At 52.9% G+C, this 22,029-nt stretch carries 19 protein-coding genes; 13 read left to right on the top strand and 6 right to left on the bottom strand.

Translation table 11 applies throughout. The features are described 5' to 3' along the window. Window positions 1-225 precede the first annotated feature (225 nt). Complete coding sequence (locus tag Q31b_RS09285) at window positions 226-480, top strand: helix-turn-helix domain-containing protein (RefSeq protein WP_146599366.1); 255 nt, start codon at window positions 226-228, stop codon at window positions 478-480. 151 nt (window positions 481-631) lie between these two features. On the opposite strand, the gene Q31b_RS09280 is transcribed toward Q31b_RS09285, so the two are convergent. After that, a complete protein-coding gene (locus Q31b_RS09280) occupies window positions 632-943 on the bottom strand; it encodes a hypothetical protein (protein WP_146599365.1) in 312 nt (103 codons plus the stop codon). Window positions 944-1,344: 401 nt separating this feature from the next. On the opposite strand from Q31b_RS09280, the gene ppsA reads away from it, so the two are divergent. The 6 genes from ppsA to Q31b_RS09255 all read left to right on the top strand — a co-directional run bounded on the left by ppsA (window position 1,345) and on the right by Q31b_RS09255 (window position 8,419). Then, window positions 1,345-3,828: a phosphoenolpyruvate synthase gene (ppsA, locus tag Q31b_RS09275; RefSeq protein ID WP_146599364.1), complete on the top strand. Its 2,484-nt coding sequence runs from the start codon at window positions 1,345-1,347 to the stop codon at window positions 3,826-3,828. A gap of 544 nt (window positions 3,829-4,372) precedes the next feature. After that, window positions 4,373-4,498: a hypothetical protein gene (locus Q31b_RS29335; protein WP_261343843.1), complete on the top strand. Its 126-nt coding sequence runs from the start codon at window positions 4,373-4,375 to the stop codon at window positions 4,496-4,498. Between the two features lie 75 nt (window positions 4,499-4,573). Further along, on the top strand, window positions 4,574-5,833 hold the full coding sequence (locus tag Q31b_RS09270; protein WP_146599363.1) for a PDZ domain-containing protein: 1,260 nt from the start codon (window positions 4,574-4,576) through the stop codon (window positions 5,831-5,833). Between the two features lie 389 nt (window positions 5,834-6,222). Beyond that, the gene (locus tag Q31b_RS09265; RefSeq protein ID WP_146599362.1) at window positions 6,223-6,390 is read left to right on the top strand and encodes a DUF1328 domain-containing protein; all 168 of its coding nucleotides are present in this window, start codon (window positions 6,223-6,225) and stop codon (window positions 6,388-6,390) included. A gap of 7 nt (window positions 6,391-6,397) precedes the next feature. Then, window positions 6,398-7,645, top strand: a complete 1,248-nt coding sequence (locus Q31b_RS09260) for an AI-2E family transporter (RefSeq protein WP_146599361.1) — start codon at window positions 6,398-6,400, stop codon at window positions 7,643-7,645. Between the two features lie 297 nt (window positions 7,646-7,942). Beyond that, the gene (locus Q31b_RS09255) at window positions 7,943-8,419 is read left to right on the top strand and encodes an MgtC/SapB family protein (RefSeq protein ID WP_146599444.1); all 477 of its coding nucleotides are present in this window, start codon (window positions 7,943-7,945) and stop codon (window positions 8,417-8,419) included. Window positions 8,420-8,592: 173 nt separating this feature from the next. Here the strand turns inward: Q31b_RS09255 and Q31b_RS09250 are convergent, their stop codons facing one another. Together Q31b_RS09250 and Q31b_RS09245 are read right to left on the bottom strand one after the other, a co-directional pair. Next, window positions 8,593-8,793, bottom strand: coding sequence for a hypothetical protein (locus tag Q31b_RS09250; RefSeq protein ID WP_146599360.1), 201 nt, complete (start codon window positions 8,791-8,793; stop codon window positions 8,593-8,595). Window positions 8,794-8,864: 71 nt separating this feature from the next. Then, complete coding sequence (locus Q31b_RS09245; RefSeq protein WP_146599359.1) at window positions 8,865-10,271, bottom strand: cytochrome B6; 1,407 nt, start codon at window positions 10,269-10,271, stop codon at window positions 8,865-8,867. A gap of 283 nt (window positions 10,272-10,554) precedes the next feature. On the opposite strand from Q31b_RS09245, the gene Q31b_RS09240 reads away from it, so the two are divergent. From Q31b_RS09240 to Q31b_RS09215, 6 genes are all read left to right on the top strand, one after another. After that, window positions 10,555-11,472, top strand: a complete 918-nt coding sequence (locus Q31b_RS09240) for a YihY/virulence factor BrkB family protein (RefSeq protein ID WP_146599358.1) — start codon at window positions 10,555-10,557, stop codon at window positions 11,470-11,472. A gap of 104 nt (window positions 11,473-11,576) precedes the next feature. Then, on the top strand, window positions 11,577-12,143 hold the full coding sequence (locus tag Q31b_RS09235; RefSeq protein ID WP_146599357.1) for a type 1 glutamine amidotransferase domain-containing protein: 567 nt from the start codon (window positions 11,577-11,579) through the stop codon (window positions 12,141-12,143). Window positions 12,144-12,194: 51 nt separating this feature from the next. Continuing rightward, a complete protein-coding gene (locus Q31b_RS09230) occupies window positions 12,195-12,677 on the top strand; it encodes a pyridoxamine 5'-phosphate oxidase family protein (RefSeq protein ID WP_146599356.1) in 483 nt (160 codons plus the stop codon). Continuing rightward, entirely contained in the window at window positions 12,646-12,906 is a 261-nt protein-coding gene (locus Q31b_RS09225) for a zinc ribbon domain-containing protein (RefSeq protein WP_315860384.1), read from the top strand. Before Q31b_RS09230 ends, Q31b_RS09225 begins: the two co-directional genes overlap by 32 nt. A gap of 228 nt (window positions 12,907-13,134) precedes the next feature. Then, complete coding sequence (locus Q31b_RS09220) at window positions 13,135-14,817, top strand: ThuA domain-containing protein (RefSeq protein WP_231617418.1); 1,683 nt, start codon at window positions 13,135-13,137, stop codon at window positions 14,815-14,817. Between the two features lie 111 nt (window positions 14,818-14,928). Further along, window positions 14,929-16,470, top strand: coding sequence for an outer membrane protein assembly factor BamB family protein (locus tag Q31b_RS09215; protein WP_146599353.1), 1,542 nt, complete (start codon window positions 14,929-14,931; stop codon window positions 16,468-16,470). 474 nt (window positions 16,471-16,944) lie between these two features. On the opposite strand, the gene Q31b_RS09210 is transcribed toward Q31b_RS09215, so the two are convergent. From Q31b_RS09210 to Q31b_RS09200, 3 genes are all read right to left on the bottom strand, one after another. Continuing rightward, on the bottom strand, window positions 16,945-19,656 hold the full coding sequence (locus tag Q31b_RS09210; RefSeq protein ID WP_197171231.1) for a glycoside hydrolase family 2 TIM barrel-domain containing protein: 2,712 nt from the start codon (window positions 19,654-19,656) through the stop codon (window positions 16,945-16,947). A 387-nt stretch (window positions 19,657-20,043) separates the two neighbouring features. Continuing rightward, window positions 20,044-21,357: a FecR family protein gene (locus tag Q31b_RS09205; protein WP_146599351.1), complete on the bottom strand. Its 1,314-nt coding sequence runs from the start codon at window positions 21,355-21,357 to the stop codon at window positions 20,044-20,046. A gap of 17 nt (window positions 21,358-21,374) precedes the next feature. Then, complete coding sequence (locus tag Q31b_RS09200; RefSeq protein WP_146599443.1) at window positions 21,375-21,890, bottom strand: sigma-70 family RNA polymerase sigma factor; 516 nt, start codon at window positions 21,888-21,890, stop codon at window positions 21,375-21,377. Between the last annotated feature and the right edge of the window lie 139 nt (window positions 21,891-22,029).

Genomic DNA, 22,029 nt, shown 5'->3' with positions numbered 1-22,029 from the left:
ATCTGGCATTCGCTTTGCACCTTCTATTCACGCAACCGCCGTGCCCATGTGATTTTCGTTGGAAAACGTGGGAATCGCAACCGTTCCGTGCGTGTCAGGAGACTTCGACTGCCCAAATCCGCACAGTCTATCTCGCTTATACAGGCAATTTGGTAGTGAACTCGTCAAGAGTTTCAGCCACCGTTTAGGGTCATCGAAAGTTTTGACGGCTTCCACTACGAGGAAATGAGCGACTATGACCGAACCGCTGAGGTTGAGTGTGTGCAATTAGAATTGCGCCACGAGGATACGCAAAATCGCGCCGTCCATTCAACTGCCAGGTCGTTACCGAAAGTCGGTTCCCTGATTGCGCTCGAACGCGAGCATATCGCCGAAGTCCTACGAGGCGAAAACGGCAACGATTCCAAAGCCGCCCGCACTTTCGGCGTTGAACGCCAAAAACTGTATCGAATGATGAAGCAAGACGGGATCGAGGGTTAGTGTTTATCGTCGTGGACGAGATGACGAGTCCCTCACATAGCATTGAGGATGATGTCATCGTAGGTAAACGAGTGTCCCACTGCTAGGCGGCGCGTCGAACTTGGTCGTCAATCCTTGCACGGATGTTATCGTTGACGACAGATCGCATCGTTCATGCGTGAGCGTGGCTAAACGTCGGCGGGTCTCCCGCTGGAAAGCTCTCGCTACCCGCTTCGTCGATCACCGCTTCATCATGGGCAAAGTCGATATCACGCGTGCCTTGCCAACGGATGGCAAGCCTTGCCGCTTCGGCAGTTCTCACAAGTAGGTCGCGGTACCTCTCAGGCGCTGGCTGGTCCGAAAACTTTTCAGTTTCTTGCACGAAGTCCGCTTTCTCGTCGGAGTTTCGTGCGATCCCCTCCGCACACTTGCCCAAGTGTGCGCACAGTTGTTGCCATTCAGATTGGACAAATGGATCAAACATTGTTCTGCCTTTTCTCGGTTGGTGGATGTCTACTGGGCGATCGCCACGTTCACAGTCGGTGGAAAAGAGCAACTCGGATACCGATGCAACGGATTTCTCAGAAGAGCCAATCATCGGCATCCAAAAAGTAAGTGAAGCGTTCATAAAGCTCGTTCGATCGCTTCGTAACGCTGATTTCGAATTTTGCTAACAGCGGACAAGCGGCTTGTGAATATCTCCGAGTTTGAATCTGCAGAGAAGAACTTGCTCTGTCGCGTTTTTTGACGAGCGTACTTCCGCACAAGTCTCGGCGCATCGCGACCTGGCACGCTCATTGCGTTACCCGGTTGCGTCATGGTGACAACAAAGCGTTTCGCATTCGATCAAACGAATCCATATCCATTTAACAAAGAGAATTTCAGATGAGTGTCGCCTTTGAAACCATTACTGATCTCGTTCGTTGGTTCGATCAAATTGGGATGGACGATGTTCCGATCGTTGGCGGCAAAAATGCGTCGCTGGGGGAAATGTATCGGCAATTGACGCCTCGCGGCGTTCGTATCCCAAACGGGTTCGCCACGACTGCATTCGCCTACCGTTCGTTCCTGGAAGAAACCGGACTGAACGAGAAAATCTCACAAGTTCTCAGCGGCATGGATGTCGATGACATCACAAGTTTGCAGCATCACGGAATGCTCATCCGGGAGATGATTCTGGACACACCTCTTCCCGATGCGTTGGCCCACTCGATCGTCGAAGCCTATCAACACTTGTGCGAAGAACGGCACGAATTGGCCGACGTCGCCGTCCGTAGCAGTGCCACGGCGGAGGATTTGCCGGACGCCAGTTTTGCGGGGCAACAAGAAACCTACCTGAACGTGCGTGGTCAAGCGTCTGTGCTGGATGCTTGCCGTCGTTGCTATGCGTCATTGTTCACCGACCGAGCGATCTCGTACCGCGCCAACCACGGTTACGACCACATGCAGGTCGCCCTGTCGATCGGGATCCAGCAAATGGTACGTTCCGACTTGGCGACCTCCGGCGTGATGTTCTCGATCGATACCGAAAGTGGGTTCCGCGATGCCGTGCTCATCAACGCCGCTTATGGATTGGGGGAAAACGTCGTGCAAGGCAGCGTCAATCCCGACGAATACTACGTGTTCAAGCCAACATTGAAGGAAGGCTTTCGCCCGATTCTCAAGAAAGCGATTGGCACAAAGTCGATGAAGTTGGTCTACGACGCCGGCGGAAGCAAGATGACCAAGAATATCCCGGTACCGCCCGAGCAGGCGAATCGCTTTGCACTTTGTGATGACGACATTTTGCACCTGGCACACTGGGCGTGTGAGATCGAAGATCACTACAGCCAACGACGCGGCGCGGCCTGTCCGATGGACATGGAATGGGCCAAGGACGGACGTACCGGTGAACTGTTCATCGTGCAGGCAAGACCCGAGACCGTTCAATCGCGGAAGTCGGCGACAACACACGAGCGGTATCACTTGAGGCGTTCCGTTGGGAGTGGGCGAGGTAACGAGTCCAACGGCACTGAAGGACTCGCAACCTCGCCCACTACGTCGGCTGAACCATTGCGACTATTGACTGGTCGCAGCGTCGGCGAAAAGATCGGTTCTGGCCCGGTCCACCTGATCACCGATGTGCATCAATTGGATCAATTCCGTGATGGCGAGATTCTAGTCACCGACAAAACCGACCCGGACTGGGAACCCGTCATGAAACGCGCCGCGGGTATCATTACTAATCGTGGCGGACGAACGTGTCACGCCGCGATTGTCAGTCGTGAACTCGGTCTTCCTGCGATCGTCGGTACGTTGAACGCGACGGAAGTGTTACACAACGGCCAGCAAGTGACGATTAGCTGCGCCGAGGGTGACGACGGCGTCGTGTACGAAGGCCAACTGCCGTTCGATGTCGAAACGATTGATCTGAGCGGCCTTCAACGACCCAAGACGAAGATGTTGATGAACATCGGGGCTCCCGACGAAGCGTTTGCCCTGTCGGCGATCCCAAACGACGGCGTCGGGTTGGCTCGCGAGGAATTCATCATCAGCACTTACGTCAAAGTGCATCCACGGGCGCTGCTGGATTACGACCAGCTCGACGCCGCGACACGGGTCGCGGTCGATGCTGCGACGATGGGCTATGAAGACAAGCCAAAGTTCTACATCGATCGTCTAGCCGAAGGCATCGCCATGATTGCAGCGGCGTTTCATCCCAAGGACGTGATCGTTCGGCTGAGTGATTTCAAGACCAACGAATACGCGAACCTGGTTGGCGGGAAGAACTACGAACCCAACGAAGAGAACCCGATGCTAGGTTTCCGCGGCGCGTCACGATACTACTCGCCGCAGTTTCGCGATGCGTTCGGTTTGGAGTGCAAAGCCGTCCAAAAGGTTCGTCAAGAAATGGGACTGCGAAACCTGAAGTTGATGGTTCCGTTTTGCCGGACGGTCGATGAAGGACGCAAGGTGCAAGACGAGATGGCGAAGTACGGCTTGGTTCGAGGGCAAGACGGCTTGGAGATCTATGTGATGTGCGAGATTCCCAGCAACGTGATCCTGGCGGACCGATTCGCAGAGATCTTCGACGGCTTCTCGATCGGATCGAATGACCTGACACAATTGACCCTGGGCGTTGATCGCGATTCAGAGATTGTCGCTCACGTGTTCGACGAAAACAACGAAGCGGTCAAGCGTTCGATCGCCTCGGTGATTCAAACCGCCAAGGCCCACGGAGCCAAAATCGGGATCTGCGGCCAAGCCCCCAGCGACTATCCCGAGTTCGCAGAGTTTTTAGTGCAACAAGGGATCGACAGCATGTCGCTAACGCCCGACGCGCTGGTCAAAACCACGATGCACGTTCTGGAAGTTGAAAATAAAAGATGAGCCCCAGGTTGCGGAAGTCGCAATGCTCGCCAAAGCTCTCGAATCGGCCTGTTGAGCCGAGTCTTCCCGTAGTGGACGAGGTAACACAAGCCGTTTTATCTAGGCCAAGCGAGACATTCTTCCCTCGCTGACCCCGTTGTCCCCAAGCAAGTTGCACCATCGCCCCACAGGCCGGAGGCCGACACATCCTTGCCGGTGGCGTGAGCCACCGATTGGATGGAAACGGAATCACTAGCCCGGAGAGCCTGAATAACAAAGTCAACATGAAACGCTTTGCTTTCGCCACAATCATCATCGTCTTCGTCGGTGCAACGATGGTTGCCAAGCACGCTTAGCTTCGCCCTGCTTCTCGCCAAAGTACGCAGGGAGAGAAAACTGGCAAACCACGAATGAGCGACACAGTGAAAGCGAATAGGTGACGCGGACGCCCAACCGCGACATTGGCAAACGGCTTATCCGTCGCTCGTTAGGCTTTACTGGAACAGCGTTTGCAGAGCGTTCTAATGCTTCATCCAAGCTAGGGATTGAGATTGAGCTGTAGCACATGTTACTGAGACTTTCGGTGATCCCGGAGGAGGTCGAAACGTTTGGTGAGTTCCGCTACCCCGACATCAAGACTGGACGAAGCACTGGATGTCTTGTGGCGTCAGACGAGTTGTTGACGCCGTGAATCCGCCCTCGATTCCAACGGGGGAATCTAGGTGAATCCTGCCATTAAAAACGACTCAGCACAGGGAGAATTCCAATGACGCGTCTCCGTTTACACTCGATGGGTTCGGTATTTGCTCTGGCTGGTGCCTTGACCTTTGCCATCATTGCTAACGGCCAAGAAAACGCCGGCACACCATCAACAAAAACATCACCACCAGTGCTTGGCAACGAGACCACCAGCGGTGCACACGCCGATCACGACTCACCACAATTAGGAGTCATGGTGGGATCATGTCCAGGCAAAGGCGTCTGTGTACTCGATACGATCGCTGGCGGTCCAGCAGAACGAGCTGGAATTCGTCCGGGCGACTACATTTTGGCCATCAATGATCAAGAGGTTCGTTCTCCCCAGGATCTCAAGCAGAAAATCGACAATCTGGAGCGTTTCGACACGATCGACGTGAGCCTCTGGCGGCAAGGTAAGTATGTGTCGAAAGACGTTCCTTTGGCAAGTCAGTCCAAGGAATTGCCACCGATCCTTCGAGGTTGGCTGGGTGTGATGCTGTCCGACAGTGAAGACGATCAAAATGGAGTGGTGATCCAACAGGTTCATCCAAACAGCCCTGCGGCTCAAGCGGGTTTACAGAGTGGCGACGAAGTCAAGAAGATCAATGGGGAAGCGGTGGCATCGATTGATGCATTCGTTGACAAGGTGAGCGATTTCGAGCCAGGCACGAAGGTCACGTTTTCCATCATCCGCAACGATAAGGAACAAAACATCACGGCGGTGCTGGGGGAGATTTCCAACGCGCCGATGTCGTGGTTTCGACGTTCGATGCGGATGCCGATGGGCGGGCCGGATTTCAACGTGCCGCCATTCCCACCGCTACCGGGTGTCGGTGTCATGGATGATGTCATTGATGAGTTGCGCGAGCAAATCCGAACGCTGCGGAAAGACGTTGAGCAATTGAAACGCACCACGGAACCATCGACTGACAAGAGTCGAAAGGACGCGAAGGATGCGACGCAGACGGCTACTCCGGCGGCGGATAGCGTTTCATACATCGACATTCCTGCTCCGACATTCCTTGCCCAATACGATGCTAGCCGCGGATTTCCTCCGAATATCAGCAACGATTGGACTGGTTCGCGATACCAGAACCGAAATGCTGATCGCGAATACCGCTACCGAACGCCATACCGCCGAACCTATCGGTATCCGTACAATCCTTACCGGTATTATCCGTATCGATACTACAATTATGGAGGATGGCCGTATTACTATGGCGGTGGCTACCCCTACGGTTTCCGAGGTGGCGTCCAAATTGGACCGAACTTCGGCGTCTATTGGTAATGTCGATTTCTCCAGTAATCCGTCGTATTAAGGAATATCGCGACTGAATTCTGGCGAGTTCCACTACGAATGCATCCCTTCACTGACCTAGTGGTTTGTCCAGCTTAAACACTACGGTGAGACCGGGCGGCCTGCGCCCTTCCACTACCGTTAAGAGTGGATTGAGTGGCGACAGCTGCCGCCTCCTTAGACCGCTCTGTGAGCGATTGATGTCGAATGCAGCGGCGCGAAACACGGACCACATCCGACATTGCTTCTTCAAATTGTCCTCGCGCCGGTGGGGGATCGGAAATTGGTACGGCAAATGCTCTTCCTAGGAATCCAACTTCATGCGAGAGACGTATCGTTCACGGCTCCGCAACATCTCATTTCAAACTTTGGAGTTTTCTATGTTAGGCTGGGCAATCACTTTTCTAATCATCGCGTTGATTGCAGGCGTCCTTGGTTTCGGCGTCGTCGCTGGCACGGCTGCTACGATCGCGAAAGTCTTGTTTGTTGTTTTCCTCGTGCTGTTTGTCATTGGCTTGATCATGGGTCGCCGTGGACCTGTTGTCTGAGCTCGCAATGAATCGAACCAATGACTCTTCGAAAAATCGGTCGGATGCCGACGGTCGAGTGGGTGTGATCTCCACTCGCGTTTGCGCTGTGATGTTGGTGCTCTACGCATTGTTCTATGCGAGAAGCCTTGCGGTGCCGATCGCGATGGCGTTCGTGATGTACATGGTGCTGCGTCCGCTGGTCCGGCAGGGCAGCCGACTCGGAGTCCCCCCGGCCGTCGGAGCCGCAGCAATCCTGGTTACGTTGATCGTCAGCTTCGGATTCGCCACCTATTTGGTTGTCGAGCCAGCACAGCAAATGATTGCGAAGGCACCTCAACACGTCGGCGTGGTTAAAGAAAAGCTGCGTTTCCTCACGCACAAGCTCAATCAGGTCAACGACGCAAAGGAAGAGTTGACGGAGGCGAGCGAAGAGGCAAATGAAAACGATGTGGGCGAGCCCGATGAAGAAGAACCTGTGCCGGTTCAAGTCAAACAACCCAACTGGACCAACAATTATACCTACCTGAGCGGAACAGGAAATCTCGTATCGTTCCTGACGATCTGTGCGGCGTTGTTGTATTTCTTGTTGGCCACCGGCGACGATCTACTCCGCAGCATCATGCACGCGTTGCCCGACTTCACGGCCAGGCGGCGGTTGATCGAAATCATCGAGAACGTGCAGGAAGGCTTGGGCAGCTATCTCGCCCGCATTTCAAGTATTAACGCGGGTCTCGGCATCGCGGTCGGCATCGCAATGTGGCTACTTGGAATGCCCTCGCCAGCGGTGTGGGGTGTGATGGCGTTCGCATTCAATTTTATTCCAATCGTGGGCGCGCTCGTGGGGGCTTGTATCATCTTCCTCGTTGCCTTGGTGAGCTTCGATCCAACCTACTATGCATTCATCGTTGCCGGAACATATATCACATTGACATCTTTGGAAGGTCAATTCATCACCCCATCAATCCTCGGTCGGTCGATGAGTATGAGCCCCGTGCTTGTTTTCTTGTCGATAGTCCTATGGGGATGGATGTGGGGCATTATGGGCGTTTTCCTTTCGATCCCGATCCTGATCGCCATTCGAATGGCCTGTGAAGGCTACGATGGACTTCAGCCTTTGGCGTTCGTCTTGGGTGCAGAAGTGCCACAGCCTAAGAGAAAAGAAGGCGACGCCGACGAGCAATCGGAAATCGAATCGTCGAGCGGACGGTTGCCGGAAGTCACGTCATCGGGCTCAGCATCGTCACGTCCGATTGCTTCATCCGTTGGATTGTAATCATTGCCTAAAACGCTATAGGACGTCAACGTGGACGCGTTCAGCTACATTCGAGAAGTCCTCGACGAGGAACCGGTGAAGCTTGCACCTGTCCCGGCTGCGATTTCAATGCACGCCAGATTGAAGCCAATTGAGAAGCCTCATTGATGATAATGCAACGATTCCCGTGGTTTTTTCGCAGTTTGCGTGCGACATTGTTCGTTTCTGGTAGATGCCACGGATGAGCGACCGGGCGGAAACGTGTGTCGAGCAGAGAGAAATTAGATTGGCACGACAAATGCTTTTCTTGTGAACGCTATGGACATCAACTTGGATAACATTCAAACCATTCTGATTGCGGCCGCGTGCGGAGCATTGCTAGGAACCGAGCGAGAGATCGCTGGCAAACCGGCGGGTATTCGTACCCACATATTCGTTTGTATCGGCTCGGCATTGATGATGATTCTCGGTCACGCAATCGTGAATCAATTTCAGCAGCAAGAGGTGGACTCGCTATTAAGCGTCGATCCAATCCGCACGTTGCAAGCGATTGTGGTTGGTATCAGCTTCCTAGGTGCTGGCACGATCATACACCAGAAGGACGAAGGCGTTGAGGGGCTGACGACGGCAGCGACGATTTTCTTGACCGCCGGAATTGGAGTTGCAACGGCAGTCGGGCAGGTCAGTCTAGCGGTATTCGTCACCGTCTTCGCTGTTTTCGTGTTGGTCTTGGTCGGCTTCATTGAACGCAAAACCGAAAACCGGAAGCATCGCAACGATCCGACGAAATCTTGACATGGATCCACACCCTTCCGTCTCGAGCGAGCCATCCTCTATACCATCCTTGATGTCGACACTCCTGATGGAGGTGTCGAGGTCGAATGTGACTGAGATGGTGGCAGTATCACCGCCGATGTGGACGAATAACGTCCACGCAATCCACCTGTGACCAACCGTGATTGTGATTCCTAGTCCTCAATCAAGCGAAGCTTGACGGAGGACTCGCCGTTGATGATTAGATCGCCGCTGGGATGCAGCACTTGTCCGGTCATGTAGGACGCATCGTCGCTGGCAAAGAAGACGCAACGAAACCGATAACGGTGTTGACCAACGGAAGCCGGTTCCTGCGGTTCGGCGAGTTGCTTGACTTGGTCAATCAGGTGAGTCACGGGAGTTTCGTTGCTGCCTTGCACTGGAGATTGCTATTATCGATTGCAAAAACCGTCGAGGCATCGGCTGCCTAGAGACATCGCATAAATGCCACCAGCGATTTCTTTTCCTCGCTCGTTAAGTTCAACCGCGTGACGATGTTAAAAAACTCAACCGTGTCATCAAGCGTCAACAACCGTCCGTCATGATGATAGGGTGGCGAATCTTTAATGCCTCGTAGCGTGAACGTTTTGATGGGTCCGTCGGCGATATTGTACTGTCCATTGATCATTTCCGGTTCGTAGAATCGTTCCAGATGCAAATCGTGCATTTTGTTATCCAGGTAGAAAGGCGGTTGGTGGCATTCCGCGCAGCGGCCTTTTCCAAAGAATACCTCCTGACCTTTTAACTCGAGCTCCGTTGCTTTTTCCGGAATCAATTTTCCAAACTCGTCCAACTTTGGGGCGGGTGGAAAGTCCAACATATTCTGCATCTGCGCCATCATCGCCACCGCGTCCGATCGGTCTGGCAGATGCACCCCTTTCTTTGCAGCGATGACGTGATCGCCATCAAAATAGGCCGTACGCTGTTCGAACTCGGTAAAGTCTTCGACGCTGCGTAGCGAACGCTTGGACCCGTGAATCTGCTGGTTGAATAGCCCACGCAGACTGACCGTGTCGAGTCGGAAGCGAGCCGATTGCGGTCGAGTGTCAGGATTCAGATGGAACGCGGCATTGGTATGCCCGTTGGTATGACAGTCCAAGCAGGTGACGCCAAAAGTCGGTTGCTCGACCTTACGATCTTCGGTTTGGTTGAACTGCTGTTGAGGGAATGGTGTTAGCAGCAGCCTCATGCCTTCCATCTGAACGGGCGTGACTTTACCTTTAAGCAAGTCGTAATAATTCTTGATCGTCAGAACTTTGCCCTGCGAGACGTCACCGAGATCAGGCCGTGTGGTCAGAAAGATCGGTGGCGGATACTCTGGCGTCAAATGATTCGGCAAATCGAACGCCACGTCAAAGCGTTCCAGGTCACGGTTTTCCGCCTCGTTGATCGCGTCAATCTGCTCCTCGGGAAAGACTTGGCCGCCGACGGGATGTTTCGCGTGTGGCAGCGGGCGGAATCCCATTGGGAATAGATCTCTTTCCTTGATTTCCGCTGGCTCCATTTCGCCCAGCGTGGACCACGAGACGCCATTTGGAAGCCTAACCCGCACGCCTTGTTGGACCGCTTTCCTACCCGCCGACATCTTGACCTCAGACGCTTGGTCGCTCAGGTCATAACGACTCTCTAGCAACCGTTGTTGAGTCTGCATAACATCGTCTTTCTGAGCGATGTCGCGTTCCATCGTCTCCTCGAAGGATTCGCCGATCACCACCGGCATGTAAGTTTGCTCAGCCATCGATGGAGCATCGGTTGGATCCTGTGCGAATCCGCACTGGGGCGGTATCAGCATGGTCATCGCTGTCACGGAAATTGAAAGAATGATCAGTTTCATTGTTAGTTTCCTCGGTTGTTTGGCTTCGTCAGCTGCGACGCAGTAAATTGCCAGGATCACGCAGCAAACGACATGCCAGGCTACATGGTCCTTGGCTGCTTCTTTTTCGACCAGCGTTGGTTTCTCCCGCGGGGAACGAGGTAAAGGAGGCTGATCGGTACCGACCAAGAACGAAATTCGCTCGTGACTTCCAAATCATGTCTATCGGATTAGGTGGCATGGGAATTGCTTTCTCCCAGCCTGAAGACCAACGACCCAACTTCCCTGCACACCCCACGAGCTGATGGAATTTCTCAAGCAGATCTTCTCTGAATTTTCCAAAGATCGCTGCACCACGCTTGCTGCTGCACTGGCCTACTACACCGCGTTCGCGTTGCCTCCGCTGCTTTATCTATTGCTGACCGTATTGACGTTCGGCTTGTCAGTGGCATACAAGAGCGACAATGCCAAGCAGAAAGCTCAAGCAGCATTGGAAGAACAAGCGACCGAGATGCTTGGTAACCAAGCCGCTGCGGAGGGAATCACCAGGATCCTGGAGAACAACCGGCGGTCGGGAGGCGTGTGGTGGAAGACCCTGATTAGCTTTGCCGGCATCATCGTTGGTGCGACAGGCGTTGTCGGCGCTTTGCAGGATGCGCTCAACCGAGTTTGGCAAGTCAAACCAGACCCCGAAAGGTCAAGTATCCGCACGATGCTGACCAAACGGGTGCTGTCATTCGCAATGATCTTGGGACTTGGTTTCTTGTTACTCGTTTCCATCGTTGTTTCCTCTGTGCTCTCGACAGCGGGCGAGCAGCTAATCGATTCCATCGGCATCGGTGGCGGAGTTGCGGAACCAATCAACTATCTGGTTCAGGCTTCGGTCGTGTTTGTTTTTTTTGCCGCAATTTTTAAATTCATGCCGGATGCGAAGGTGCAATGGCCAGATGTCTTCTTCGGTGCGGCCATTACGACCGTCTTATTCTTGGTAGGTCGGTATGGGATGCAAGTCTTCTTTTCTTATAGTGAACCGGGAGCGCAATTGGGGGCCGCGGCCGCTTCATTGGCCGTGATACTTGTCTGGGTTTACTACTCTGCGATGATTGTGCTGTTAGGAGCAGAGGCGACTCAAGTGTACGCCGTCCGGTATGGAGATGGGATCCAACCGGAAGACAACGCGGTTCGTGTGGTCGAGAGCATCCAGCGCGCCGAAGTCCGTTGATAAGAACACACCAATTGATTGAGAGATAGCGGTAGCTTGGCACGAAAACTGCGGCTTCTTTATGGCTCGTCAAAACTTAAACACAACGACAAGAGGAAAATCCAATGAGCAAACCGTCACTCAAAGGCAAACGAATCGCGTTTCTCGCCACCGATGGCTTTGAACAGGTCGAACTTACAAAACCATGGGAAGCGATCAAGAAAGCAGGTGCCGAAGCGATTTTAGTGTCGCCCAAGGAAGGCAAAATCCAGGGCATGAACCACGATGAAAAGGCGGATCGGTTCAAGGTGGATCAATCGGTGCATTCCGCTTCAGCGGATAAGTTCGATGGATTGGTATTGCCGGGCGGTGTCGCTAACCCCGACGCCCTGCGGATGTGCGAAGATTCGGTAAGCTTCGTTCGTGACTTCTTCCAACAGCAAAAGCCAGTCGCCGCAATTTGTCATGGCCCATGGACTCTTATAGAAGCGGACGTCGTTCGTGGACGCAAAGTGACGTCATGGCCCAGTTTGAAGACGGACCTGAAGAACGCGGGTGCTCAGTGGGTCGATGAAGAATGTGTTTGTGACGAGGGCTTAGTGACCAGTCGCAATCCCGACGACCTTCCGGCATTTTGCGATAAAGCGATCGAAGAATTCGCTGAAGGTAAACACGCTGAACAAACGGCCTAATCGTTTGACGCCGTCAATCGACCTCTAAATCAACCGCTAGGAAAAGAGAAAATGAACGCTAAAAAGAAACTAATCGACTTAATCAAAGACTTCGACACCGCGATGCTCGTAACTCGCAGTCACGACGGATTGCTTGACGCTCGCCCCATGGCAATAGCCGGGGCCGAAGACGACGGTCAACTCTGGTTTGTCACCGATCGTAACTCCGGCAAAATAGCAGATCTGATGTTAGAAGAAGGTGTCGCCGTGACAATGCAAGGTTCAAATACGTTCGTATCGCTCTCAGGCACGGCTCATGCAGTGGACGATCGAGCGAAGATTGACGAGCTATGGAATGAAGCTTGGAAGGTCTGGTTCCCCGAAGGCAAGGAAAGCCAAGCGATTACTCTCTTACGAATTGAACCTTCGCACGGCGAGTATTGGGACAACTCAGGACTGACAGGCGTGAAGTATCTGCTCAACGCCGGCAAAGCATACCTACAAGGTGAGCGGCCAGAGAAGGATGTGGAAGCCAACGCTTCGGTGTCTCTGTAGTCAAACGCTCTTTGCCAAAGGAATCATGATGGATATTCGGAAAGACACTGCACCGCTGAACCAAATACCCTGTCCGAATTGTGGCAAGCACGTCGACGACCGAGCGGTCGCTTGCCCCCACTGCGGCGAAAAAATCTATGTCAACGTTCCCGGTGACATCGCCTCGGCAAGTAATCCCCCTCCTAACCCCCCTCCATCGAATGGCAGCGATTTGAGCAGAGGCGTTTGATCTGCAACGGGAACCGTCGAACGAGTTCAACGCCAAGATCATCGGAATGATTGTATTGGCAGCAAGGACCTCAGTGAACGCATACCCTACAATTGTTTAGGCTGGTTAAAAAAAACAAAAGGAGTGGGAAATGCTTGGTCACGTTAGCAAACCTACACGCAAATGATTAGACTAGTGGTGCGGACACTACACTTGTTTCTATTAAAATACTTCAGAAAGGCTTCTAACGTGAAACGCTTTATCGCTCTGACCCTCGTTCTGGTTTTGTCGACGGCTACCGTCGCGCAAGCGAGCGGCTCGGATCTTATCAAGACGCTAATTGTCGACGGACCGGCAAAATACCATAATTGGAAAAATACGACGCCGGTGCTGAAGGAAATGTTGGCTGCCTCGGGGGAATTCAGTGTAGACGTTGCGACATTTGAAGAAGGCGACGACAGCTACAAACCGGATTTTGACGCCTACGATCTGGTGGTCGTCAACGATGGGTTCGGAACGCCTTCGTGGCCGAGTGCAACGGAGCGGGCCTTTGAATCTTACGTTGAAAACGGCGGTGGCGTTGTCATTTATCACGCGGCCAATAACGCTTGGCCTGACTGGAAAGCGTACAACGAGATGTGCGCGATTGGCGGCTGGGGGGGACGCAATGAAAAAAGCGGTCCCTATCTCTACATGGACCAGGACGGCAAGGTCATCCGTGACACCTCGCCTGGTGTGGGTGGCGGCCACGGCAAGCAGGAAGCGTTCGAGATCATCGTCCGCGAAGCTGAGCATCCGATCATGAAGGGACTGCCGAAATCGTTCCAGCATGGCCCGGACGAGCTGTACTCGTTCTTGCGTGGTCCGGCGAAGAACGTCACGATTCTCGCGACGGCTCATTCCCGGGTTGGTAATAAAGGATCGGGCCACGAAGAGCCGATGCTAATGGTCATTCACCACGGCAAGGGCCGGATCTTCCATACGGTGCTCGGACATGATGTCAAACAGATACAGGCAGGTAGTTTCGTGACGACCTTTCTTCGCGGTTCACAATGGGCGGCTACGGGTGAAGTGACGATCCCGGTGCCCAGCGATTTCCCGAATCAGGCCTATCCGCCAAAAGCCAGTACCGAAGCCAATACGGAAGCCAATACCGACGCTAGTGCTGCACAGCAAGACGATGGGTTCACATCTCTGTTTAACGGCAAGAACTTTGATGGGTGGTATTTGAAGATTCGAAGCGGTGATGCAGAGATGGCCAAAAAGGTCTTTCAGGTTGAAGATGGCATGGTTCACGTTTTTGGTGATGGCTTTGAAGACGGCTACCAACTGAATATTAGCAGCAGGAGCGAAACGCACGGCTTGTTCTACGCCAACAAACCCTATAGCCGATACATCTTCAAGTTCGAGTACAAATGGGGCACCAAGAAGGTCAATAATTTCAATCAATTTCAGTATGATGCAGGCATGTACTATCACGTTTCCAACGATAAGATCTGGCCGAGCGGACTTGAATATCAGATCCGGTACAACAGCGTTACCAAAGAGAATCACACCGGCGATTTTTGGGGCGGTGGTTACGATTGGTATGCTGACAAAGATCGCAAGTTTCAGTTTCCGTCCGAAGGTGGCAAGCTGCAGCCTGATCGCGGCGGCGAACATCGTGCAAAAGCAGACGCTCCGTTCCATGCTCTTGATGGAGAGTGGAACCAATGCGAAGTGATTGTGATGGGTAACAAATATGCCATTCACAAACTGAACGGCGAGATCGTCAACCTGGGCATTGATTTGGACCGCAGCGAAGGCAAAGTCGGCTTGCAGTCCGAAACGGCCGAAATCTTTTATCGCAACATTATGATCAAGGAGTTCGACAAGGATGTCCCGATCGAAGAATTCTTAACGGAAGACCAATTAAGGGCGCTCAAAAGGTAGGGTTAACCCGTTTGTCGAGACCCTCGCTTAACGGCAGCCATTTACCGTTCTGCAACGATCTGTAGAACAGTATGGCAAATCGGACAGACTCTAGCTCGATAGGAAGACAACATGAATTCTAGCAGAACACGCCGGTTCTATTCCATTCCACTGGCGCACGGTTGGCCGTCATTCGTCATCCTTCTGCTGCTTTCGCTGTTCATCCTAGGCCCCGCTGTGTATGCCCAATCATCTCGCAGTGATTTGCCTGAGGGTTTTGAGGGAAAAACTCTTCTTTGGAGTGTTGAGCTCGGCACGCACCAGTATACGTCGCCACAAATCGATGGTGATCGGATCTATCTCGGCACCAACGATTGGGGGCTGGAGCACCCGTCCGTCGAATCGACTGGCGGAGGACTTCTGCTATGTCTGGAACGCACATCAGGCGAGCTGATTTGGCAACTGCCACTCCCCCGCTACATGGCGGGTACGACGCCGCCGTTCCATTTCAACCATTTCAAATGCGGTCTTTGCAGTCAACCTCAAGTCGATGGCGATCGGCTTTATCTCGTCGGGTCAAGGGGTGGGATTCTCTGTGTTGATCGAGATGGGCAGGCCGATGGCAATGACGGTCCGTTTGTCGATGAGCTGGTGTATATGCAACCAACTGACACTAGCTACCAGCTCCAACCCACCGATGGCGATATCATCTGGCGATACGATCTGATCAAACAGCTCGGTGTCATCCCTCACGATGCTTGTAGCAGTACACCGCTGCTTCAAGGCGAATTTCTGTACGCCAACACATCCAATGGGCACGATGACACACATGATCAGGTGGCCAACCCCGAGGCGCCAAGCTTAATTGTGTTGAATAAGAAAACCGGCGGTCTGGTTGCTACCGATGGCGGGATTTTTGGCGAGCGACTTCTGCATGGAAACTGGTGTTCGCCGGTTGCGACCAATATCGCCGGTCGCAACATGATCCTGTTCGGTGGCGGCGATGGTATCCTTTATGCATTTGAACCGATCGATCCGAACGATCCGTCAACCTATGTCGAAGCGGAGACAGGCGGCGTGCCATCCCTCAAGTTGATCTGGAAAACCGATTGCAATCCGCCCGAGTACCGCTCACGCGATGGTCAGCCAATCGCTTATGCACGTTGGAACAAAAAAACACCGGACGGACCCAGTGAGATAATCGCCAAGCCGGTCGTGCATAACGACCGGGTCTACGTTCCAATCGGACAAAGCCCTTTGCATGGCCCTGGCCAAGGCCAGCTCTCCTGTATCGACGGTGCAACCGGAAAGTTTATCTGGAAAACGACTGAGGTCGATCGATCGATTTGCGATGTGGCGATCGACAGCGATGGCTTACTCTACATCCCTGACTACTCCGGCGTAATGCACTGCCTCGACGCTGACACGGGCAAGGTGGTCTGGCAACACAAGATGCGGTTCGGAGCTTGGACCGGCTCACCTGTACTCTACGATGGTAAAGTTTTCGTCGTGACGGAAAAGGACAAGAAGCTCTGGACATTTCAAGCGGGCCGAGAGTGTGAAGTGCTGCAGGAAGCACGGCTTCCTTCGGCCGCGATTTCCCCGGTCGTTCACGAGGGGGTCTTCTACTTGCCAACCCAACGCAAGTTGCTCGCAATACAATACGATGAGTGAACCGTCAAGTAAGATGCCAAGTTGCAACTCGGTGAAATACGCGACACGCTGATCACCAGCCTCGCGCCACTCGTCCATATGCCCGGACAGGCGGATCGCTGAGTTTCGAGGGGTTATGAATTTTCAAGCGGTCCAGGCAGGTAGCATGGAGCGCACCGCGGAGGGGTGTCGCCTTCCCTCGAACTAAAACCAGATGTCGTCTTCATGTGCTTTGTCTAACGTCATGATGATGGTGATTGGTCCGGGATGTCATGCCGCATCGGAGACATCGACCTCGATGATCTGACCTCTCTCCCGTTGTCCCGTTGTCCCGTTCTCAATTCACGCAGGGGCGGTGTCGCGGCTGATTCACGCATTATCTGACGACACCGTTTGACGTGCTGGCCAGCTATGTTCGGCGACACGTCTGGTTCGTTTGAGTGGCTCGGATTTTTGGCGATTCTACAAGAGTCGCCGAGCTTGAGGGCGTTTGTTCTACAGCTTTTTATTCAGCTCGATGGCGTTGATGACCGCGTCTTCTTCGGAAGGCACGAAATCTAAGATCAGCGGCTCACCGGCCTCGGCAGTGACAAAGGATTTGATCTTTACCGCCCGAAACGATCCGTAGTCGCGAGCCAAGCTGATTTGCTCAATAACGGGATTCCCGTTCACATTGACCGTAAACCTCCGGTTTTTAGCACTCGACGGTTTCTTGTCATCCGATCCGCTCAGCTCATAGGGAAGTGCAGTGGATTTCTGGCCTGTGAGTTCTGCGAAGTGCAGAGTGACTTCATACACACCCGGCGGCACATCAAAGCGATATTGTTTGATGCCGATTCGCTGGGTTTGGTAGAGCGGATCGCAATGGGTTCCTTTGATAGGTTCACTCGTTCCATGTTGTTGTCGAGGTGCTGGGCTCATGGAATAGACCTTGCCGCCGACGTAGCCCCAACTTCCTTCGCTGTACTCTTTCTCGGGGAACCATGCCTGGTCGATTTGATCATCGTAAAAGAATCGATAGTCGCCGCAATTCAATGACAAACCCGACGAAGGGAAGTTGGACAACTTGATGGGATAGACATCCATCTTGACGGTCGCAAAATCTTCGACGGTTTTATCGGTCGTGCTGATTGCCCGCAGCAGGTTGTCTCCGTCCACGAAAGGCACGTCCCAGATTGCTTTATTGTGATCGCCGATTTCCTTTTTGCCGAGACTGATACCGTTGTGAAACAGTTCGAGCTCTTTTTGGTTCGAGAAGACTTCGACTGGCATCCTGCAGATACCTTTACCCGCTTCGTCCTCGACACAGGCCCGACGAATCCAGGTTTTAGCGGCAATCCCGATCAGCGGCTCTTTGAGCAACGCTGCCTGATAGAAATAGAAAACATCTTTAGGTTTGCGATCGATTCCGACCAGCCCTTTGTTGTTGATGTTCGCAACCGTATCAACGCGGCCAACCGATCCGAAGTCGGCATAGTTCCAGACATTCATCCCGGCGATAAACGGAAGGTTAGCTAGAGACTTCAGATACTCTTCGTGGAAACGGGTTGCGTATTCCATCGTGAAGTCGAATCGCACTGGGGCAAGTGCATGCAGTCGAGGATCCGCACTGGCGCCATATTCAGCAACGATGATCGGTTTGTCAGGAATCGCGTTGTGATATTTGGTCATTTCAGAAGTGACATTTGTAATCTTGCCACCGTACCAGCCGAAATAGATGTTCCAGCCCACGATCATCGGCAAATCCGTCAGACCCGTCTCTTTGTAGCGATTCAAATTGGCGTGGTTCGGAATCATCGTATAGCGGTACGGATCCTGCTTGCGGGTCAGGGCTTCGATTTCGGATGCAACTTCATAAACCCTTTGGAAGTAAACCTTCTGCTTCTCTTTATCGTCTTTGTATTTCGGGCGCAGTAGCACCTCGTTCATATAGGCCCAGATGATCAGACTAGGGTGGTTGTAGTTTTGCCGTATCATTTCCAGTTGTATATTCAGGCAGTTCTGCTTGAACGCATCGGACTCGCTGATGGTGTCGATAATTGGAGTTTCAACGGTGGTCAGAATTCCAAGTCGGTCGCACAATTCCAGAATAGCGGGATCTTGTGGATAGTGCGCAATCCGAAGGAAGTTGCTGCCCATCTCCTTCAGCTTCTTGATGTCTTCGCGATGAATATAATCCGGCAAAGCATTGCCGATGCCCTTGAAGTCTTGATGGCGGTTGGTGCCGATCAGCTTCATGTGTTTACCGTTTAGAAAAAAACCTTTCTTGGCATCAAACGAGAACCAACGGCAACCGAACAGATTAGTGACCTCATCCAGCTTGCGGTTGGTTTCCGCATCGTAGATCTTGCAGACCAGACGATACTGGCTGGGTGAATCAGGGCTCCAAAGTGCAGGATTCTGGATCGGCTGGATCACAGGTTTGACAGTGAGAACCTTACCGGCTGCAAGCTTGTGGTCCGATGAATAGGCAGCAACCTGTTCTCCGTCTGGGCCATAGATAATCGATTCGAGTTTGACCTTGCTGTCTGCCGCTCCGCTGTTCATCAATTGAACATCCACGTCCAGTTCAGCCTGCGTTGCCGACACCTTTGGGGTGCGGATAAAGATTCCGTTGGATGCATGGTCTTCGATGTTAAAGTGCGTCTTTTCGGTGGCCACCAGGAACACATCGCGATAGATCCCACCATAGAAAGTGAAATCGGCTTGCAGGGTTGGGATGTCTAGGTTGTGCGACGTATCCACTCGAACCGCCAGCTCGAACTCAGCCGATTCCCTCGAGGAATCAAACTTCACAAATTTCGATATCGGAAAGACAAAACGGGTGTAGCCGCCGATGTGGTTGCCGGCGAATTGGCCATTCACAAAAACGTCCGTTTCCTGATTGGCCCCTTCAAAGAACACATAAAGTTCTTTGTCTTTGTAATGGGAGGGGACGGTGATGTTTCTGATGTACCACGCCGGCCCCCGATAGAAACCCTCGGTTTTGCTCGTCGCACCATGAATCGCGTCTTCAGCGTTCCAGGTATGAGGCAGATTCACAATCTCGACATCCCGATCACCGATCTCGGTCAAGGCAACCGGTTTCTCCGTGGCATCTTTGAAAAAGATCCACGAGTCGTTAATCGAATACTTGATTTGCTCGCTGTCTTGCGCACACACGGTGCTGGACAACAAGAGCATGGAAACCGTCAAGAAGTTTTTCATGTTGTATTTATTTTGTGAGGATTTGAAACGATGGAAGGAAAGGTGTCCGTTACGAATGGCGTTGTCCACGGTATTTTTGACGATTTTCCGAGACCGGAAGCAGCAGCCAACCCAGCGTCGAAAACCGCGTTCCTTCGCGGTTTTCAAATTTCCTTTCATTGTCACCGATATAAAAATTTTATCTAGGCGTGACCCGATTGGTCGATGTCATTTTTCGGTGACGTGACCTTCCTTGGATGGAGTGTGAAAATTTGACCAAGGAAGGCTCATGTCCCTTCCGTTATCTCACGCAGCGGATTGCTTTAACCGTTAAGTAAGATGCCAAGCTGCAACTCGGTGAAATACGCAACACGCTGGTCACCAGCGTCGCGTCAGTCGTCCACCTACTCAGACAGGCGGATCGCTGAGTTTTGGGGGGGGGTATGACTTTTCAAGCGGTCCAGGCAGGTAACGTAGAATCAACTGCGGAGGGGTGTCGCTTTCCCTCGAACCAAACCAGATGTCGTCTTCATGTGCTTTGTCCAACGTCATTATGATGGTGATCGGTCCGGGGTGTCGTGTCGCATCGGAGACATCGACCTCGATGATCTGACCCCGTTGGACCACTCCCTTGCGTTCAGCGACCTTGGTCAACCGTTTAGGGGGTCCCACTTCGGTCAGGTTGTCTTCGCTCCAATCGGCATGGTCACCTAGGAAATACCGGAGCGTCCCGGTGCCAGAGTCGATATTTTGTGTCAAGCGAAGTCGAGCTGAGCGAATTCCATCTCTGTCGGGGATTTCGAAGCGCAGGTAGACAATGCGACGCTGACCTTCCACCTTTAGCTGCTGATTGTGCTCTGGCTTGCCACGATCGAGGGTTACGTCGTCGGTTGGTGTCAGTGTCAGAATCTCCATCGGTGGATGCGACAGTTTCTCGGCTGCAAAGCTTGCCATCCCGGTGGAAGCCATTTGCTGAGAGCCGACCTCGACGGAGGCTTTGTCGCTATTTCGAGTCAGTTTGACGCTGCCCTCATACACTTTAAGTTCCGTATGGTCATTTGCCACCAGCGAGAAAACCGTGCCCATCACCGCCACGGTAGAGTGCCCCGTCCGAATCTGAAAGGCAGGCATCCCTGGGCGGCGTGGTGCAATCTCAAAAAATGCCTCACCCTGCTGGAGTATTACCTCTGGCGAATCCGAAACGAGTGTGAGCCGTGCGCCGGGTTCCATCGAGAGTATCGAGCCATCAGCGAGACGAACCATTGCCTGAGCATTCGCGTCGCAAATGACCTGGTCCCCGGTTTGAAGAGGGAGATTGGGGATCGCTTGATAAAGCCGCTCGCCTCGTTCGACCAACGTTTCGCCGCTCCCAGAAACACTCATGCAGACCCCAATTTCGAGTGTTGAATCGAGATGGGGGTGATACGCATTGTAGCCAATTGTGGCAGAGACCAGCAGAATCGCAGCAACTGCGATTGCCGCGTAAGTCCAATGCCGCGACGGTCTTACTTCGTTTTGAGTTGGCGACTGCTGAATCGCTTGAAGTTCGACTTGTTCGACGAGGGTCTCACGCAGCAGAACATGCACACGAGTCGCCTCTTGGAATCGTTGTTTCCATGGTTCCGATGACTGCACAATCCTGTGTAACTCGCTCAGTTGCTCGGCAGAGATATCGCCTTCCAGATAGGCGGCCAACAGGTCATCAAAATGTTTATCGTTCATTGCGTGTTCGTCTTTCTTCAGCTCTCGGCCGTTTTTGCCTGAATACATTGACGCAGTTGGAATCGCAATCGCGCTAACGTCGTACGGATCGACCCGAGCCGACAGGCTGCGGATTCGGCCAATTCTGGGCCTTTGATGTTGTGGCCGTAACGCAACAGTAGAAGTCGCTGCATTCGGCTGGGCAGTTTCTGAAAACAGCTTCGAAGTGCCTTTCGTTCACGGTGCCACATCTCGTCGTCCCCCTCAGCACTAATCATTGCTAAATCGGCGATCATCTCGCCTAGCCCATTTGCGGGGGATTGCTTTTGACGTCTCCAATACTGATGCACCACGTTCTTAGCGATCCCGCAGGCCCAAGGCGTAAAGCTCCGCGTCGGATCAAACTGCTCTTCGCTATGAAGAATCTCGAGCACGGTTTCCTGGAAAAGGTCCTCGGCCACGTCGAAGTCACGCACCATGGTCACAATCATGGCCAGAATCCGAGATCGGTTCTCCGTGATGTTTAGAAACGATTGAAACGAGCGATTGTCCATAGCTTCCATTGTTGATGGGGCATTGATAGGGGCAACTGTCCCTTGGTTGCGACTTGCACTCGCATCCTGCCTGTTATTCACAAAGGATGGAAGATCGTACACAACAATCACTCGGGTTTTCCCCGATATTTTGCATTTT

Source organism: Novipirellula aureliae (assembly GCF_007860185.1).
Lineage (GTDB): Bacteria > Planctomycetota > Planctomycetia > Pirellulales > Pirellulaceae > Novipirellula_A > Novipirellula_A aureliae.
Note: the sequence above shows the minus strand (reverse complement) of the source record. Positions and strands in the feature narration are given on the sequence as shown.